The following is a 17305-nucleotide window of genomic DNA, read 5'->3' on the forward strand; positions in this document are numbered from 1 at the left end:
ACTTTGACGTAACGTGAATGTCAAAGCTTTTTTAAAAAAGATCTCCTTGAATTTTCAAGGAGATGATTTATCTGCAACATGTCATATACCGAAACTTATTTGATGTCTCTATTAAGAAGTTCTTTTAAAAGTTGATTGAACTCCTCCTGCTGTTTTATACTTTTGCGAAGGGAGTCTGCTACTGCTTTGTTCTCACCGCCAGACTTATGCATATTCCTGTTAGCTGCAAATATCTTTTCATAATAAAGAGCAGGCACCATCTCTGCTCCCCCTTTACTCCTTATCATCCGTTTATTTAGCCCCAGACGGTTATTCTTACCATTTGAAATCATACTGATTTCTTTATCGTTTTTTTCTGTTATCAAATTCATGAATTTTTCTGAAGCGTTACATATTACGGATACGTTATAGAGAGAGAAAATAATGAATATGCATTGTAACAAACTTGTTATAGAGGAAACAATTAATTCTCGATTCATGAGATAAATGAACATAAAAGAATCACATGTATAGATATCAAATAGAAGAGGGGCTAAAGAGATGGTTCTCCTTGAAACGGATCGGTTACTATTAAAAACGATTGATGTTAATCTTCTAGACGCTGCATCTAAACTGGATCATCAGGCTATTATAGACCTGGGTTATAAAACAAATGGGGAATGGCCAAACTCAGATTTTTTTGAAGCAATTCCTTATTTCCGCGAGATTTTAATCAAAAATAAAGGAACAAGAGGATTTGATTCATGGATCATTTTAAAGAAGAATGATTATGAAATTGTCGGAGGAACTGGGTTTTTAGGCGACCCTGATACGGATGGCATGGTTGAAATCGGTTTTGCAACAAATAAAAGTCACCGCCGTAAAGGTTATTGTTTTGAGGCTGCTCAAAAGTTAATAAACTGGGCATTAAGCAAAGAGAATGTTAACTGTATTGCGGCAAGATGTGAACATGGCAATATGGGTTCACAGCATATTTTGAAGAAGTTAGGGTTTAAACTGGACCGTGAAGAAAAAGACTTTATCCATTGGAGATACGCTAAAGTGTAAAAACATATTCTTCACTTATAAGAAAGCAGGCTCTATGCCTGCTTTTTCAAGCTATTTTCCTCTATGCTTTTTTTTAGCTTTTTGCTTTCTGATGAGATGCTTTTGTTCTTTTATTTTTTCTCTTTGTTCTTTCGTTATTTGTTTTTTCTTTTGCTTCTTCGCTTCCAACTCTTGTTTCATCGCATCCTGTGCCTTTAAGGATGCTCCGGCACGTTTCAATTCCTTCGAAACCTGACGTTGCAATCTTTTCGGATTTATCTTTTTCTGATCTTGGGCTTTTACACTAACTCCTTCCTGCTCAGACTGGGACAGAGTCTTTAAGAGTTGTCTATTAACAAAATCTAATACTTCAGAATCCTTCGGCTCTTTTCCAAACAAATGCTGAGAGGCCTTTAGTTTTCCGTTTTTCACAACCTCAATAACTCCTACCCAAAACTGACCATTGTAGTAAATCGTTAATTTCATAACGATTCCCCCCTCTTTTAAATGATGAAAGAATGATGGACATCCCGAGGAGGGGAAGGTTACTGACATAATAAAAATGCATTCGGACTACCAACCGAATCGTGTTTTTTCATTCTTTTGCTTAAATTTTATCAATTTTTCTCTTTAGAGAAAAGATATTGAGAGCATACTTCAAGGAATAAGTCATGCATCAGCTTCACCCTTTTTTTCTCTATTCAAAATCAAGGAATCCAAAGAAGACTGAAAAAATTAAATAGAATTGCATTCTCTTCTTTCAATAGAATATCAAGCTACGGTTTCCTTTTGTTTCGCAAAAGCCGGCAGCTGTCAGGCGTTCACAAAAGCGTGGATCCCATTATTTTCATTCCCCTTTATGAAAGCAGCCTCTGCCGAACCAGTTTCATCTTTGTACGAAAAACGGAACTAACTCAAGTTCATTCGAGTCAGCTCCGCTTGATTATTTAGTCCAAGTTTTGGTCGATGGTTCCCTCAAAATAGTCATCACTGACTTGTTCATGCGTTTCAGCCAAACCCTGTTCCAATTGTGTGGTTCCTTTGTAATCTGACGGTTCAAAATATTTTCCTGCGACATCCATATTTTCATTTGCTTCTTCTTTGTTATTGGTTTGTTCGTTCTTGCCTAATGTCTCTGACTTAGGATCGCCATTTTGATTAAAATCAAAGTCCTTGTCGATTTCAGAAAATCTTTTATAATCATCAGGTCTGTCTGCTCCATTTTTTTGAGTCACATCATCCACTCCCTTTCCTTATCAATCAATATGACAGGCCAAAAACAATTGGCCCAGATCTTGATATTAGGCATTCATTGAAACAAAACTTATTTGGTCCTCTTTGAACCTGTGCCATGTTTTTTAGGGTCATCTGCTTTGAATGCTGTTTCAGTCTCATGATCATTTCTTATTTGTTCAATACTTGAATTTTGAATCCCTTTTTTAGTCATGCTTTCACCTCTTTTCTGAAAACATTGGAATATCAGCTTCACCCTTATTCTGTCTTTTGTGCAGACATTCATTCACCCCCTTTTGACCAATAACAAAAAAACTCTTAAGAGGGACCATTCGTCATGAGTACTAGTTCTGTATCTGCCAAAGCATAATTTATCTCTCAGCAAACACAATAAGTTTAAAGAATGTCATATGACAGAAACTGTTCCGTTTACTGTAAGAAAAACACTCTTTATTTAGAGGATCACCCAGTATAAAAACAAGTCTAGAATTATGTATTAAGCCTAATTGCTGAAGTGACTGCCGTTGGATCGGATACATTCATGCTAGTGAATCTGGTTTTTTTTATTGAATCGGAAAAGCAGATTAGATTGAAAAAAGCCCTTCTCTCTGAGAAGGGCTAAGTAATCGTAATGACATTTACACAATCGGTTCATACCTTAAACCGCGCCATATTAATGAGGGCAGCGGGTGTATTCGCAAAGGGTGCAGTCGGTTTCTTTACACTTGCTGCTTATTTGATTACGAAATCACCGTATTCTGCTGAATGGATATTGATCGGTCCGTTCAGATTGTAGTTGTTCGACTTGGCGACAGAGCGAAGCACGTCCACACGGGCAACCGATTCTCTCCACTCATCACGGGTATCCGGATCTGCTGGATTCATCAGGTCGTCATAGCGCACGTCCAGAAATTTATTTAACCATTTCTTCTCATCTATTCCGTCTTTAGGTGAGCCGCCTGCCTTTTTGTTCGTGCGTTTGATCAAGGCATAAAAAGAGTCAGGGTCATCACCATCGCCATGCTGAATAACTGTATCGTACATCACAGCTTTTGCCAGTGCCGTTTTCAAGCCGGCATTCTCTGATCGTTTCATGGCAGGCTGATAATACAAGCGATCATTTACCTTGTCTTGGGCAGCACGGAAATCTTTATCATTTCCAAGCGAACGCCAGGCAGAAGCAAATCCCTTGAGGTTGCTTATGTCATCGCTTTCTTCTTCGGCCAGACGGCGCAATTCAGGCAGATACTTTTTCAGTTTGTTATTCGGTACTGCCTTTGTGTATACTTCAACTACTTCCAATGCATCCCCGGTAGCCGTTGTAAAGCCTGCCCGTCCGCATGTATAGCCTCTTCCATCACCCAAGGGTTCCACATATCCGTATTGGATTTCAGTCGTGCCGTTTTCAAAGATACTGGTCAGCTGTTCCGCCCGGCGCTTCTGATCCTTGTTCAGTCCGGCCGCAAAAACCGTATCACTCATCATCAGGGTAAAAAACATGGTGAAAATAAATGATGAAATCGCTGCCTTCTTCCAGAAACCTGCTTTTTTCTCCAAACTGATTTTCATTCTATTACCCCTTTCTACATATTGTAATTACGGACTCAGTATACATGAAGGGGCTGACCTTTTGTTGAAAATACATTGATTTGTCAATATTTTGAATCTTAATTACTACTCTTAATGGTAAAGAGATTGCGGGTCTCATGTAAAAGGCAGATATCATTTACATCACAGAGAGATTCTTGAGAGAAAAGCTTTCCGACAAGGACTTCTCTTATTATCATTCGTTCCATTTTTAAAAGTAATCATTGCCAATCAGCTCTCGTAGAAACTGTAACTAATAGGAAATTCATGTAAGTCAAAAAAAGAATCCTTCTTTGTAAGGATCTTCCCAATACCAAGATGTTTTTATTTAAACCATGCTTTCTTTAAATTGCTGGTAAAGTTATTATCATTAAAAGGAAGGAACATTTGCTTTACCGAAATCTGTTGTATGTAATGCATTCCTTGCGGCAGGAGTTAAATCATCCCATCCGATTAACGGTTGAGTTCCGCCTACTACATCATCGCTCATAAGTAATTCATGGTTCAGCGGCGAAGTGCTTTCATATGCAATGGATAAAACTGCATATAGTATTCATTTCAAAAACGTGTCACAAACACACAATAAGCCCCATCCACTAAGGACAGAGCTTTTTGTCATTTTAGAGCCTTTCAAGCACGTTTTTCGTCTGTAGCACCGCCAGCAGAAAGCATCAGAAAAGAATACTAAAACTTCTCTGCACGAAGTGTCGGTTCTTCTGCAAACAATGATGATGTGCTGTTTCCTTACTCATCTTTTTTATCTTTATCGGCATCTTCATTATCCTCAACCGGATCTTCGGGATCAGTCTCATTATCTTTTTCATCATCTTTATTGATCGTATCGTCCTCATCAACACCCGGCGCATTGTTACCGTTATTATCCTGATCGTTCTCCTCAACATCTGGAGTATTGTTATCTTGATCATTATTATTTTGATCATTATTACAGCCCATTAATATAAAAGTGGATAGACATAACGCAGTTATTATTTGCAACCATTTTTTACTCATTTCCACCCTCCTCTCTTCTTTTTAATCCATATAAGTTTGTCCATTAAGTTCACTTTGATTCGTTCCATTCTAAATGTCTTCTTGATCAGCATATTAATTTAATCCTTTGTGAAAACTAAACAAAGGTGCTTAGAAAGTGGTTAAGAAGAAAAAAAATTAACTATTCAAAATGCAGTTAATCATTTTAAACCAAATAATGTAAGATTATTCATGCCATTATCCTGCAGCACAAAATTCTTTAAAAGTTGTTCTCTATCTTGAATATGTAGTTACCTTATGAGTTCTTCAGGCTATAAAAAACACCCCAATCGCTAAACTCATTGTCTAACAATTGGGGCGCAATTTACGATTCATTTATAATCTTAGGATTTGCTCCATATTGATTCTCTATTGTTTCACTATCTTGGCAGTTAAAGATCAGCATCATAATAGGACCGACCACCGGAATAAAGCCTATAAATATCCACCAGCCACTTTTGCCGATATCATGCAATCTGCGGATACTGAGAGCAAGAGACGGAAGAAAAACAGCTAACTGATAAAGAAAGATCAGAATATATGCCAGTAATCCCCCGCCATATCCAATTACATATCCTACTTGTGAACTGGCATATCCTTCTGCCGCCAATGGGCCTGATGTAAATAATCCAACTAGTATTAATGATAGCAGTAATAAAATAAAACAAATGATGCCATTAAAGAGATGAAACATCCAATATTCCTTTCGCCGAGCTCTCCCTTCAAAATTGACATAGTTCTTTAAGCCATTCCAATACCATTTCATATAGTTTCCTCCATTACCAACACTATAGATTACTGCAAAACATATCCATTATATCATAAAAATGATTTGGCTATAAAACTAGTCAATGGCAAAAAGACCTCATAGAACTTGCTATACAAAAAATGAAGGCAGTCGTAAAACAAATATGGACAAGCTGATTGTCCTCACTCCTTTAGTTCCATTCTTAGTCAACTGACAATAAAACAGGAATTAACGAAATACGCCAACATACACTTTGTATGAATGTAAACGAAGGAGTGGTTACTTTGTATCATTACTTTTATGTTCCTGTGTTAATTCCTCACTTACCACCTGCTCATCACACGCAAAGAAATCAAGACTTTTCAGAAAGACAGCGAAGAAGAGAAATCACATTGAATGTAGATGGCTTTATACCGCCATCTTCCACCGAGGATCTCGGAGACGGCTTTTATTCTTACGCATGGACTAACCAACAGGTCATAGATCCCGGTGAATACCTTGTTTGTTATCTTGAAGGAAGAGATATAAAGGTAATCAATGGCGGGTTTACTCCACGTGATTATGCTCCAATGTATGCAATAGGCAGCTTTCCAAGGAGAAGAAACCAGTGGGTAATTACGCTTCATAATCCTCTTCAAACCCAAAGAGCCATATCACTTTATCTCATTGCGAAAAGATAACACAAAACAAAAACGGCAGGAACGCCTTTATCAGCGTTTCCTGCCGTTTTTGTTTTGTGTAATTCCGCCTGGGTTCGAACCAGTGGCCTCTGCCTTGTCAAGGTAGGGGCTATATGCCGTTACGAACTGGCGTTTTATTTTAAAAACCTTATTTTATAAGGTTTTCTGACAAGAATTTCTGATAAAAAACCTTTTGTTTTGACTAAAAGTTTGCCCCATATTCGTCCCCATCTGTTCCCAAATGGCATTACAACATACTTCGTCTATTCACTGTGACCGAATCCTTTCACCTAACCTATCTTCATAAACAGTTTATGATTTGGCTATCAGAAACAGCCCTATTACTAAATTATTAGTGAATGTGGCCATACCATATCATATAAACTTCATATATTAATATTGATTAAAATAATAGGAGGGCTTAAATTGGGTTATTATAAAAAATATAAAGAAGAGTATTACACTTGGAAAAAAACTTATTACAAAAAGTTTTATGACCACGATAAGAAGCATTATGATTGTGACAAAAAGTATCATGACTGCGATAAGAAGCACTATGATTGCGACAAAAAGTATTATGATTGTGATCATGACAAGAAGTATGATGATGATGATCACGATTATCATTACGATAAAAAGTATTATGATGACGATGATCATTATTATGATTTTGTCGAATCGTATAAAAAACATCACTAAATCTCTTAATCATCTAAAAAAGTTCTGCTTTATTTCAAGTGATGTGAAAATAGAAAAGCTCCCTATTGTGTGGGAGCTTTTCTTAGAAAATTGATTTTATGTTCCAAATTAAACACCGCTGAACTTTTCAATGATTTTGACCCTAAAAAGAGACAGGATCAATGAATTTCTAAGCTGAAAAATCAACTTTACCCTTTTATTTCAAAGCCTATTGAATTGTACATCTGATGACTTCTGAATGAAAATGATGATTGTTGGCAGAATTGGACAACAATCCGCCAACATTTTACTACTTAATTACAGGTGGTTGATTCTTAGCCATTGAATGTCTCTTTTTTAAGGAACCTTTTACTCATTCACATTGCTTTTCATTAACCATTCTACTTCCGTTAATTCTTGTTTTTGAACGTCTTTTGTGTGTTTTTTCGTGAAATGTTCTTTAACAGCTTCTTCGTTTTCCCAAATCTCCCAAAGCATTATTTTGCGTTCTGATGGTTCAAGCGGATAAGCATGGAATTGAATACACCCTTCTTCTTTGTTTGTTTCTTCCTCAAGTCTTTTGAATTCCTTCATTATTTCATTAAGGTCTTTATCACTGATGATTTTTAAGCATGCAGTTATGTAATGCATCGAAATCCCCCCTCTTTACATTATTTCATGGCTTTTCATTATAGCATTTTCTCGAAAAATGTAGATGTCATTTATAAACCATTAAACGACATCGATAGCCTTTTAGACCAATTTTCTATAAATTCTAAAGCAAGCTAAAGGGTCGATATCAGACGATATGGTCCTTATTTATGTTTATTCCGACCCTTTTTAGTCTAAATAGAGAGACTTTTCAAAAAACACTCTATTAGAGGGGGTCCTTAGTGGTATAATATTAAATATATGTAAAGAAAAGGAGGTATTTGATTGTCTGTTTCGGATTTAATCCCATATCATTATGTAACTACAGACATTAATCATTGGTATGTTGTCATAAAGCAGGGTCGAGTTGAGAAAGCAAAAGAAATGAAAAGAAAAGTTGAAAAAGAATTCGATATGATGGAGAAAAATGAAAAGGTTGCAGTCTATCTTCAGCTACTAAAGCTACGGCACGAAATAATGCTGTCGTATCTCGAACCTGACTCTGTTAAAAATATAGATGGTGTTTATTCTGCTCTTAAAAAGACAAGGGAGAATATGGCCCCTGAATCCCTTACGAATACAATAGAGTTCTATTATCATTTTTTTACCGGTATGTATCATTTCAGAACAAGAGATTTAGTTATTGCCTTAACATATTATCGCGAAGCCGAAAAATATCTTGATTTATTAGATGAAAACGCAAATACGCTCAGCAAGCATATTCTATATTTAAAGAGCAAAAAGATGCTCAGGGTAACCTTACATATGGCAAAGAAATGGTCCAATGTCAGTTTGTTATCTTTGGGAATTGGCTAGATAAAATGTGTTATGAGGATGCTTTAGAAACAGCTGAAAAAGCCTTACATGATGCTATAAAAATAGGGGAGCAACATTTAATTGGTTCAGCACATTTTAACGTGGGATTATGTTATAATAACCTTGAAGAACTTGACAATGCTGAGAAATATTTTCAAATTGCCTATGAAATTCATAAAGATCGAAAACACATGTATGAGTCCAAAGCGATTTTTAATCTGGCATATGTCAAAGCAAAGAAAAATGATTTAAAGACTGCATTAGAATTATACCAGGAAGGTCAGAAGGTTGCTGCCCGACACAACAACCAGGAAGTAACCAAGAAATTAAAACTGGTTAAAGGTCTTTATTTATCATTCGACTTACAAACACTTAGAGAAGTGTTCAAGTTCTTCGAAGAGAAAAACCTTTACGGTGATATGGAAGAATACGCTGTTGCTGTTGCTGATTTTTTGACCAACAAAGAAGACAGACATGATGCAGTCGATTTTTATCAAATGGCAATTGAAGCACGCAAACAAATTCAAAGGGGGAAACATTTAAATGAAAAAATGTAAAATTGCAATTTGTTTAGCGCTCTTGCTTGGCGTTGTTGGAGTATCTAGCGCTTCATACGCTCTTTCTGAGCAGTCCACTTATAAGGTCGCAGATAGAGCAGCAACTTAATATGAAATTAAGAAATAACCCCATTTTGGACTTTACAAATGGGGTTTTTATTTTATCTTCTCAACTCAACTTTTATTCTTGGGTTTTCATTTAAATCATATACTGCATTAATAATACCGACAACCCCTATAAAAAGTAAAAAACCCTTGCTGCGCAAGGGTTTAAGCTATGATTCCGACTGGGCTCGAACCAGCGACCTCTACCCTGTCAAGGTAGTGATTACCTTCTGAGCTGTTATTTTTATTCCTGACAAATACTTATCCATCAAGGGATTTCAAATTAGATGTCTGATCCCTTCTGAATAAAAATATTAATTGTTGGCAGGTTTGGGCAACAACTCGCCAACAATTTCCCATTTAAAACCAATGAGTTTATACGTAGGCTTACCAATATTTTCTCCGTTGATAAAAGAACGTTTGTTTGCATATAATTTAGTCAAGGAGATGATCGGAATGAGTCAAGGAATTTACGACAAGAGATGGGAACAAAAATTCATATTACCTGAGTAAAGGGCTGCCCTTTTAAGCCGAAAGAGAGAAGTTCAGAAAATCGAAAAACCCTCTCTTGATGAATACCAACTGGAGGAAATGGCACGAACTATTTGCGAAGCCATGGAATTCAACTCGGTTCTGGTCATCGGTGTATACAAAGACGGCTTTATTGAAGATGTAACAGGGCATGTGCATTACATAAACGAAGTGAAACAGAAACTACATGTGAAGGATTTAAAAGGAGATACATGGTTTATTATATTTGATTCTCTTTTAACGTTGTAGCGAATGAGTGAGTTGATGTGGAATAAAAAAAGTGGAAAAACGGTAATATATAAGCTCACTTTATAAAGTGAGCTTCTTTGTATTATGAGAAAAAAGACTTCCATTTTTCAAATGCAGAAATTAAATTTACTGAGGTAGTAGCCGTCTTAATAATAGAATCAGCTGAATCTAGGAAACTTTTTATTAAAACTTTCTTAGGCTTCTCTGTGTTAGCTTCGCTTGTTGTAGCTTGTACCAGATGGTTTAATTTTTCTTCTTCCTCGCTATCTAAATTTGAATCTTTGATTTCTGTTAATAGTGCCTGCGTTAACTCTGCTAACTCATTATTACTGCTATTATGATTCATAACCACATTTGAAGAATTAGATCCAAAGCTAAATGCGCTTCCACTATTATTTGAAATATTATATTGCCTGTTATCCTCCATGTAAACGTACACCCCCTTTTTAGGCTCGCTAAATAGCCCTTCATTAATTAAATCCTTAAAAGTCTTACCATCAGCAATAGAACCTAAACTAACATAGGTATTTTTAGCGGGTTCCAGTATTTCTTTTTTTTTTGACATTGAGACTTAAAAAAATCAGTAAACTCGAACACTAACAAAAAATTTTCAGGGGAAAAATCATTCTCCCCGCAATAACAATCAAATAACTCATCTTCTATATCCTCATGTAATCCAAATGACTGGATTTTATGATTGGATGGACAAAGTAACATTTTTTTAGGGATTAACTCATAACCATCTTTAGTCATGAGATATTTTAAAACAGATTGATAATAATTCTCACTCAAACCTATAGCGTATAATACATTTTCTACAGTGAAATCCTCAATAGGAGGGTCATTAGCAGCCCAATTCAATAAGACTTCATTAATCTCCAAAAAATTTATTGCTTGTTCCACGTAACTCCCCTCCTAATAATCATTCTTCTGTATTTATGGCAGCCTCTTGATCTACTTTTTTTCTATCTTCCATATCAACTAGTATCAATATATCTAAAACATGATCTACTATTGTTTCAGGTACTTCTTTAGTAAATTTAAAATAACCCTTTTGAAAATTAACTTCAAATATTGTTTCTAATTCTATTGATGTTTTTGGATCGGTATATACAAAGATACACTTCTCTTCCATTGTATGATCAGTTGGTAAACCCAGACCTTTTATCGCGTTGGTGATTTTATCAAAAGTTCCATCATTACTTAAATCAATACCCTTTTTTCCATTGAACTGAACACTTCCAACATTAGTAGGAAGTGAAATATGTCTTGAAGATACTCCCGCCGATAATAGTTCACACATTTTAACAGCATTATCCCTTGTTAATTTAGGGACTGTAAAGTAATTACAAGGTTTTTTGTAACCAATAAAATCCATGGTGAATTCAATATATTTTTTTATATCTTTAAATGGACACCTCATTTGAATCAAAGGGTCCTCTCCAAAGATTAACACGACAGAAGTAAACTGTGCATATGATGATACGGAGGAGGAATATCCACTTTTCCTAACAGTTAATTTCTCTTCAACAAACTTTAAATAAACTGCGGACCCTTCATGTTTAATAGCACAGAGTTGTAAAGTTTGTTTTAATGGTGGTTGCCATTCAGTATCAATGTTATTAGGGTTAACATTACGATTTTTCACTAGGTAAGACAGTAATTTTTCAGGTGAGTCTATATTTTCAGGCCAAGCTTCTTCTAGTTCACATAGAGTTAAGTTTGTACTTGAAAATTTAAATTGCTCATCTAAATAATCTAACTTTTCTTTATGCCCTTCTTTGATTAAATCTTGGATTATATCTTCTTCAGAACGACCATAATAAGTTATTTTATTATTCTTTGCAAGTTGATTAAGGAATTTTTTTCTCTTAATTATATTGGTGTATTTTATCATATGACCCTGCCCTTTATAAAAAAATAAACTTAAAGAGCACAAAACTGCAAAATAACAAATAAAATGTTAAAATATTAATGAGTTTGAGTTTAGCGCTCCAAAACGTTCCTTAATAGGAACGTTTTTCTTTTATAATAACAGTATTCTATGTCATCATCCACATTTTTACACCATTTTTTTATAGCTGGCAAACGTATGACAAACAAAACCCTCCTCATCTCGAGAAGGGCTTCATTCATCATACGGTCTGTACTTCTTCCGGCCATACTCTAATTCTTTTTTCTTTTCCTCTAAATCGGTTCGAAGAAACAAACTGGTGCCGCTCAACTTTTTAACCGGAATAAGCTTCCCGCTGCTTATAAGCTGGCTTATACGTGCCCGTTTAACCCCGAGTAACTCTTCTGCCTCATTAGTGGTGAGGACTTCACGCCTAATGAAGTCCTCGACCTCCTGACGGCTTTTAAAATGATATTCCATGTTATCTTCTCCTTAAATCCTTAATGATCATGTAAATGGTTAATGCTAAGACAAAGATCATAACGCCTGTTGTAAATGGGTTTGTCCAAAACGAGCGCAGACCAATGGATGCAACACTAAGCAGTATCATGGAAAAAATGAATGTTTGTTTTCTCTTCATATTGTATGCTAGACTGTTTATAATTATATTGAGAAGCGAGCGACCAACTCGCTTCCCTTTACACTTAGTCCTTCTTATTATTTTTCTTTGCATCGTGTGATTGTTGGGCAATCCATGCGATTGATGCAACATAGAAGATAATTTGAAGGACTTTTAACATATTGTCTAGCATTTCCTCACCTCCTTATGCTCTTATTATACAATATCTATAAACAATTGTATATAGGTTTATTAAAAATATTTGAATATTCGCGAAATAAGAGGATTAATTTAACAATATATGCTATTATCTTACTGAAAAAAATAATGCTAGGAGGTTGTTAAATGAAAAAGCTTTTTGCAATAGCGCTCGCCGTTATTATGTCAATGGTATTTATTAATTCTGCATCTGCCGCTAATACGTACGGAAGTGTAAATGTTAGTCCTTGGGATAGAGGTTATACTCAAACTGTTGATGGTTCAGGTCAATATGGAAGAATCACATTAGAAGGTACTGCAGGATCATACGCTGATGCATATGTAGAGGTATACTCTGATGGTCAATGGAGATCTCCAACTATCAACGACCCTGATTTGGGTTATCTTCTTTTAAATACGGGAGTAAGTAGAGATACTACTAATTATTTTTTTGAAAAAGGAAAAAAATACAGATTATATGTCAGCACTATCGGCTCTGATTACAGTGCAAAAGGTTACATCAGAACATATGATTGAGATATGTATATTAAAGACCCCACTTGTAAGTGGGGTTCTTTGTTTAACTCTCCTATTATTTTAATAGTGCTTCGAGTTTTGCTTTAGTCTTTAGTCCGTAAATATTGTCCTGCCTAAGCCCCTGTATAGAATAGAAAACTGCACTCATTTTGTTTTAAAATGAAGTATGGAACACATATAGTAGTTATTGCTGGCTGTATGTGCAACTTAATGTCTTTTTACTTTGGAGAAGCATTACGTTCATGTTGAATAGTTCGATCAAAGTTCAAATGAAAATTCTCAAATTAAGTCCTTTGTTGTATATATTAATTTTGAGAAAAGGAGGGATTTGTGATTTTTTATTATGAAGTAATTTGTATAAGTTGCAGGAAAAGATTTAGAGTATATGAAGGCACATTGAAATATAAGCAAGTTAAAGAAAACATAAAAGGAAAATATACTTGTGAAGAATGTAGTCATAACATACGTTTAGAGGCTATAAAAAACTTTTTTAGATAACATTTTTTAAGATTTTCTTATAGTATGTTAACTAGAAAACTGCAAAAGTCTGATCTAATAGGCTTCTTTTTTTGCATAAAAAAACCCCCGGTTTATTCATCGAGGGTTGATTTTTATGCTTAAATCGTCCTTTTTATTCTTATTGCTACAAAAATACGAGATTTTTCAACCTCGTCAATTCACAAACTTATTTTAAAAGCTTTTCAATTTCCGCCTTTGTTTTCGGCCCATAAATACCGTCAGCTTTTAATCCATTCATTAGCTGAAACCGTCTGACGGCGTCGGCGGTTTTCGGTCCGTAATATTTTATTTCAATCGATTCGTTTTTGTCTGTTTACTTAACACATAAATAAAAGCCCCCTCTTATTTAGAAGGGCTTTCTGATGCTTATGTTTGAAGACGATCCGACGTAACTTGGAATGAATTTTGAGTTTGACTTTCTGTTAAGCTGGATCCAAACCCACATACTAAAACGAATGACAACCCTAGGATAAGGCATACCTTCTTTTTAAAAGTCATACTGGCATTCTCCCCTTTGAATTTGTGTTTGAGTTTCAATCATTTTCTGATGATAAACATAAGATGTTTCAAATTCTTTAGAGTTTGCGTAAGCAGCTGCAGTCTCACAGGCAATGTCTTCTACATACGAATAGTTCTTGTTTCTTTCTAAGTATTCTATTGTTTTATTAACACCTTGTTGGTCCACTGCATCGACATAAAGAGCTTTTAAATAACCCTGTAATTTCGTGAAAAGCTCATCGCCTTGATAAATAGCTGCCGACAACCCTTTCTTACTTACTTGGATGGCTTCATTCATTTTTCCTTGTTTGAAAAGGATTTTTGCATAAGAAAATAAAGAATGTGGCAAATTCGTCAACTTTTCTTTTTCAGTAATCTCCACAGCTTGCTTCATGAAAACTTCTGCTTGCTGATAATCCCCTCTGTCCGCAAAATTTGTACCTAAGTTATAAAGTGCGGAACTAATGAGCCTTTTATTATTTAATTCTCTGGATAACTCTAGCGCTTTTTCAAGATGTGGCTGACTTTTTTCATAACGCTTAAAATCAATATAATTCCCTGAAATAACAAAGAGACATTGAACTTTCCGTACCTTATACAATTCATATTGATTGTAAACGTCTAATGCTTGTTTAACGTGGTGCATAGATACATGACTTTGCTTCATTCCATAATATGCTTCGGCTAACTTAAAATGAAACTCTGCTCTTTCGATTTCATCAGGAACGTGGATAAGTTCTTTCTCCGCCTCCCTATAATAGGCGATTGCTTTCACATATTGTTTTTGATCAAATTCATACATCCCCCGAAAAAACAGGGAGTAGTAAGACAATAAACCGGATATCCCTTTATTTGACGCCTCTATTTTTTCGAGTAACTCGTCAATAGTTGGTCTTATGCGTGTAGTTACTGGTTCTAAATAGTCTAGCATAAGCTGATGACGGAATTTCATTAATGAGAAATAAATCAACAAATATTCATCCTCTTCCATCTGATTGATCTCTTGTTCCACCTCAGCTTTTAAAATCTCTGCATCTGGGACACTGAATTGACGAATCATCTTATACCATTCATTGATCTTTACGCCAACTTTAGACGACGGTAAAACTGGATTCACGGGACCCCTCCTTAAACACCTTTTATGTAATATTCTAACATTTCCAAAAATATGTATGTCCGCAAAAAAACCGCAAACTTTTGTCGCTGCTAAAGTTCTGTTGTCCTAAATCACACTTAGGTATTTACACCTAATCCTAAAGTTTCATTTTCCATATAAAGAGATTCCTTTCGAATTTTGTCTTATGTCATGTGGTAAAATTTTGTTGCTAATTCCGTATGAACGAAAGGATATGATCATGAAAGTATTTGAAGCCAAATCACTGCTTTCCGAAGCAGATAGACGCGCAAAGGCATACAAGGAATTAAGAAGTCAGATGGTCAATCTAAAAAAGGCTTTTAAAGCTGTAGCAGATTTAGATGACAGTGAGTTTTCCGGCAAAGGCGCCGACAACATTAAAGCATTTTACCAAGATCACGCAGGTGTAGCTGACAATTGGATTGACTTACTTGATATGAAAATTGCTTTTTTGACAAGCATTTCAGGCGCTTTAGAGGACGCCAGCTTAGCTGATGCATACATAGAAGAATCCTTTTTTAGAACATGAGTTGGCTAACGCTTACACAAAATCAAAATCTATTATGTCTGAACAAAAGAAAGCCATGAAGGATATCTTACATGATATCGACGATATTCTTCCGCTTGATTTGTTCTCGACAGAAGACTTCAAAGACGAACTTGCAGATGCAGAGGACAAACGTAAAAAAACAGTCGATAAACTAGGAAGCGTGGACGAAGCACTTGTTACTGAATATGCCCAGTCAGAGCCAAACGAGCAATTCATCAAGAAGGACTTCCAAAAGCTTGAGGAATCCACAGGCAAAGGCAAAAACGCTACGCCCATTCACTACAACGCCAAGGCGTACCGTGAAAGTGACATACATAAGAAAAAAGGCGATATTGAGAAACAGACTGAAGCTTATTTGAAGATCAAGAAAGATGAAGCGAAAGAACGAGAGATCAAAGAGTTGAAGAAGAAGCTAGCTGGCGGAGTGACGGATCCGGATGAATACTTAGACATTGCCAAGAAGGTCGGCTATGAAAATCTTACCCCTGAACAGCTTGAATTTGTTTCATTTCTTGAACAGCGCAAAGCTTTCATGGATAACGGAAAAGAAGTGTTGCAAATCATAGGCGATGGCGCCAAAGGTGCAATTGTTGGTGTATACGATCTTGCCAAAGATGCCGGTGAAGGAGCCATTCAATTTGGATGGAATATCGGTTGGACAATTGACAACTTAAACAAGGATCCTCAAAAAGTGTTGGATACAGTTCTGGAATACGACTATCAAGCTGCCTTTCAAAGTATGATTGACACATTGAAGGATGATTGGGACAAAAAAATGATTCACGGGGATGCATATACACGGATGCACTATGTTACTTATTTGGGCGGAAGTCTTCCGTTATTGAAAGGTGGAAAGTCCTCTGTCTCAACAGGATCGAAGGATCTTGCTAAAGTTGGGAAAGCAGCTAGTGGCCCAATTAAGAAAGGCGGAAAGTCTGTAAAACAGTTTGTCAAATCTCCTGTAAATCGGTATACTCCAGCATTAGAAGGAATCCTTCAAGATGCTGAGAAAACCATTAACGTGAAAAATACGCCACTCCTAAAAAGAATAGCCGATTCCACTAAAGATAGTGTACTCTTTAAATCAATCAATGGTAAGTCATCAAAAAACAAGACAGTTAAAAAGGGCCTTTCCAAAAAATCAAGAGAAGTTGCGCTTCCAAAGGTAGATACATATGAACAAGCTAGAAATGAGGCGCTAAATCTAATTGGTGATTTAGGAATAGATTCAAAGCCTTTTATAGGTACTTTATCTAAAAGCGCAGGCTTTGGTAAAGTTACTGGCCGAATGTCTGGAGATAATAAAGTCCTTTGGAGATTAGATTATGACCCCGAAAAGGGACCTCATATAAATGTTGAGGATTATAGAAATGGAAAAGGAGATAAAGCAAAGAAATATTATATACCTTTTAACGGAAACGAAGATACTTATAAATCCCTTTTAAAACATTTAAATAAATAGGAA

General features: G+C 35.7%; 19 protein-coding genes and 5 pseudogenes. 8 read left to right on the forward strand and 16 right to left on the reverse strand.

The window, feature by feature from the left end:
* Nucleotides 1-95 precede the first annotated feature (95 nt).
* Entirely contained in the window at nucleotides 96-371 is a 276-nt protein-coding gene (locus tag LNN34_RS09565) for a hypothetical protein (RefSeq protein WP_229043157.1), read from the reverse strand.
* Between the two features lie 169 nt (nucleotides 372-540).
* On the opposite strand from LNN34_RS09565, the gene LNN34_RS09570 reads away from it, so the two are divergent.
* Nucleotides 541-1047 (forward strand): GNAT family N-acetyltransferase, encoded by a 507-nt coding sequence (locus LNN34_RS09570; RefSeq protein ID WP_059292993.1) that lies wholly within the window; start codon nucleotides 541-543, stop codon nucleotides 1045-1047.
* A gap of 51 nt (nucleotides 1048-1098) precedes the next feature.
* On the opposite strand, the gene LNN34_RS09575 is transcribed toward LNN34_RS09570, so the two are convergent.
* The 7 genes and pseudogenes from LNN34_RS09575 to LNN34_RS09605 form a co-directional block, all read right to left on the reverse strand.
* A complete protein-coding gene (locus tag LNN34_RS09575; RefSeq protein ID WP_229043158.1) occupies nucleotides 1099-1512 on the reverse strand; it encodes a YjdF family protein in 414 nt (137 codons plus the stop codon).
* 461 nt (nucleotides 1513-1973) lie between these two features.
* Nucleotides 1974-2261 (reverse strand): YozQ family protein, encoded by a 288-nt coding sequence (locus LNN34_RS09580; protein WP_044156326.1) that lies wholly within the window; start codon nucleotides 2259-2261, stop codon nucleotides 1974-1976.
* An 89-nt stretch (nucleotides 2262-2350) separates the two neighbouring features.
* Complete coding sequence (locus LNN34_RS09585; protein ID WP_059292995.1) at nucleotides 2351-2473, reverse strand: hypothetical protein; 123 nt, start codon at nucleotides 2471-2473, stop codon at nucleotides 2351-2353.
* Nucleotides 2474-2991: 518 nt separating this feature from the next.
* Entirely contained in the window at nucleotides 2992-3828 is an 837-nt protein-coding gene (gene csn / locus LNN34_RS09590) for a chitosanase (RefSeq protein WP_059352750.1), read from the reverse strand.
* Between the two features lie 342 nt (nucleotides 3829-4170).
* Nucleotides 4171-4378: pseudogene (locus LNN34_RS09595) on the reverse strand (NPP1 family protein); the annotation flags it as partial.
* Between the two features lie 212 nt (nucleotides 4379-4590).
* Nucleotides 4591-4857 carry a hypothetical protein gene (locus LNN34_RS09600; protein WP_024120997.1) on the reverse strand — a complete coding sequence of 89 codons (267 nt, stop codon included), beginning with the start codon at nucleotides 4855-4857 and terminating at the stop codon, nucleotides 4591-4593.
* 343 nt (nucleotides 4858-5200) lie between these two features.
* On the reverse strand, nucleotides 5201-5641 hold the full coding sequence (locus LNN34_RS09605; RefSeq protein ID WP_044156329.1) for a DUF805 domain-containing protein: 441 nt from the start codon (nucleotides 5639-5641) through the stop codon (nucleotides 5201-5203).
* A 266-nt stretch (nucleotides 5642-5907) separates the two neighbouring features.
* Between LNN34_RS09605 and LNN34_RS09610 the strand changes: the two genes are divergently transcribed.
* Nucleotides 5908-6303: a hypothetical protein gene (locus LNN34_RS09610; protein ID WP_044156330.1), complete on the forward strand. Its 396-nt coding sequence runs from the start codon at nucleotides 5908-5910 to the stop codon at nucleotides 6301-6303.
* 426 nt (nucleotides 6304-6729) lie between these two features.
* Nucleotides 6730-7002 (forward strand): hypothetical protein, encoded by a 273-nt coding sequence (locus LNN34_RS09615; RefSeq protein ID WP_229043159.1) that lies wholly within the window; start codon nucleotides 6730-6732, stop codon nucleotides 7000-7002.
* 348 nt (nucleotides 7003-7350) lie between these two features.
* Here the strand turns inward: LNN34_RS09615 and LNN34_RS09620 are convergent, their stop codons facing one another.
* Nucleotides 7351-7632 (reverse strand): putative quinol monooxygenase, encoded by a 282-nt coding sequence (locus LNN34_RS09620; protein ID WP_044156333.1) that lies wholly within the window; start codon nucleotides 7630-7632, stop codon nucleotides 7351-7353.
* 285 nt (nucleotides 7633-7917) lie between these two features.
* Here LNN34_RS09620 and LNN34_RS09625 point away from each other — a divergent pair, with 285 nt between their 5' ends.
* From LNN34_RS09625 to LNN34_RS09635, 3 genes and pseudogenes are all read left to right on the forward strand, one after another.
* Nucleotides 7918-8448 carry a hypothetical protein gene (locus LNN34_RS09625; RefSeq protein ID WP_229043160.1) on the forward strand — a complete coding sequence of 177 codons (531 nt, stop codon included), beginning with the start codon at nucleotides 7918-7920 and terminating at the stop codon, nucleotides 8446-8448.
* Nucleotides 8409-9005, forward strand: a complete 597-nt coding sequence (locus LNN34_RS09630) for a tetratricopeptide repeat protein (RefSeq protein WP_229043161.1) — start codon at nucleotides 8409-8411, stop codon at nucleotides 9003-9005. Before LNN34_RS09625 ends, LNN34_RS09630 begins: the two co-directional genes overlap by 40 nt.
* Nucleotides 9006-9566: 561 nt before the next feature.
* A pseudogene (locus LNN34_RS09635) lies at nucleotides 9567-9890 on the forward strand (YolD-like family protein).
* 82 nt (nucleotides 9891-9972) lie between these two features.
* On the opposite strand, the gene LNN34_RS09640 reads toward LNN34_RS09635, so the two are convergent.
* The 4 genes from LNN34_RS09640 to LNN34_RS09655 form a co-directional block, all read right to left on the reverse strand.
* Nucleotides 9973-10317: a hypothetical protein gene (locus LNN34_RS09640; protein ID WP_069486399.1), complete on the reverse strand. Its 345-nt coding sequence runs from the start codon at nucleotides 10315-10317 to the stop codon at nucleotides 9973-9975.
* Between the two features lie 83 nt (nucleotides 10318-10400).
* On the reverse strand, nucleotides 10401-10793 hold the full coding sequence (locus LNN34_RS09645) for a hypothetical protein (protein WP_069486398.1): 393 nt from the start codon (nucleotides 10791-10793) through the stop codon (nucleotides 10401-10403).
* Nucleotides 10794-10812: 19 nt separating this feature from the next.
* The gene (locus LNN34_RS09650; RefSeq protein WP_069486397.1) at nucleotides 10813-11787 is read right to left on the reverse strand and encodes a hypothetical protein; all 975 of its coding nucleotides are present in this window, start codon (nucleotides 11785-11787) and stop codon (nucleotides 10813-10815) included.
* Between the two features lie 231 nt (nucleotides 11788-12018).
* Nucleotides 12019-12264, reverse strand: a complete 246-nt coding sequence (locus LNN34_RS09655) for a helix-turn-helix domain-containing protein (protein ID WP_202664038.1) — start codon at nucleotides 12262-12264, stop codon at nucleotides 12019-12021.
* 484 nt (nucleotides 12265-12748) lie between these two features.
* On the opposite strand from LNN34_RS09655, the gene LNN34_RS09660 reads away from it, so the two are divergent.
* Nucleotides 12749-13138, forward strand: a complete 390-nt coding sequence (locus LNN34_RS09660) for a hypothetical protein (protein ID WP_069486395.1) — start codon at nucleotides 12749-12751, stop codon at nucleotides 13136-13138.
* Between the two features lie 55 nt (nucleotides 13139-13193).
* Here the strand turns inward: LNN34_RS09660 and LNN34_RS09665 are convergent.
* The 3 genes and pseudogenes from LNN34_RS09665 to LNN34_RS09675 all read right to left on the reverse strand — a co-directional run.
* Nucleotides 13194-13274 (reverse strand): annotated as a pseudogene (locus LNN34_RS09665) (N-acetylmuramoyl-L-alanine amidase); the annotation flags it as partial.
* 549 nt (nucleotides 13275-13823) lie between these two features.
* Nucleotides 13824-13937, reverse strand: a pseudogene (locus LNN34_RS09670) (peptidoglycan-binding domain-containing protein); the annotation flags it as partial.
* A gap of 207 nt (nucleotides 13938-14144) precedes the next feature.
* Nucleotides 14145-15272 (reverse strand): Rap family tetratricopeptide repeat protein, encoded by a 1128-nt coding sequence (locus LNN34_RS09675; protein ID WP_003224692.1) that lies wholly within the window; start codon nucleotides 15270-15272, stop codon nucleotides 14145-14147.
* Nucleotides 15273-15510: 238 nt separating this feature from the next.
* On the opposite strand from LNN34_RS09675, the pseudogene LNN34_RS09680 reads away from it, so the two are divergent.
* Nucleotides 15511-17302 (forward strand): annotated as a pseudogene (locus LNN34_RS09680) (T7SS effector LXG polymorphic toxin).
* Nucleotides 17303-17305 lie beyond the last annotated feature (3 nt).

Source organism: Bacillus sp. AF23 (genome assembly GCF_020861455.1).
Taxonomy (GTDB): domain Bacteria; phylum Bacillota; class Bacilli; order Bacillales; family Bacillaceae; genus Bacillus; species Bacillus halotolerans.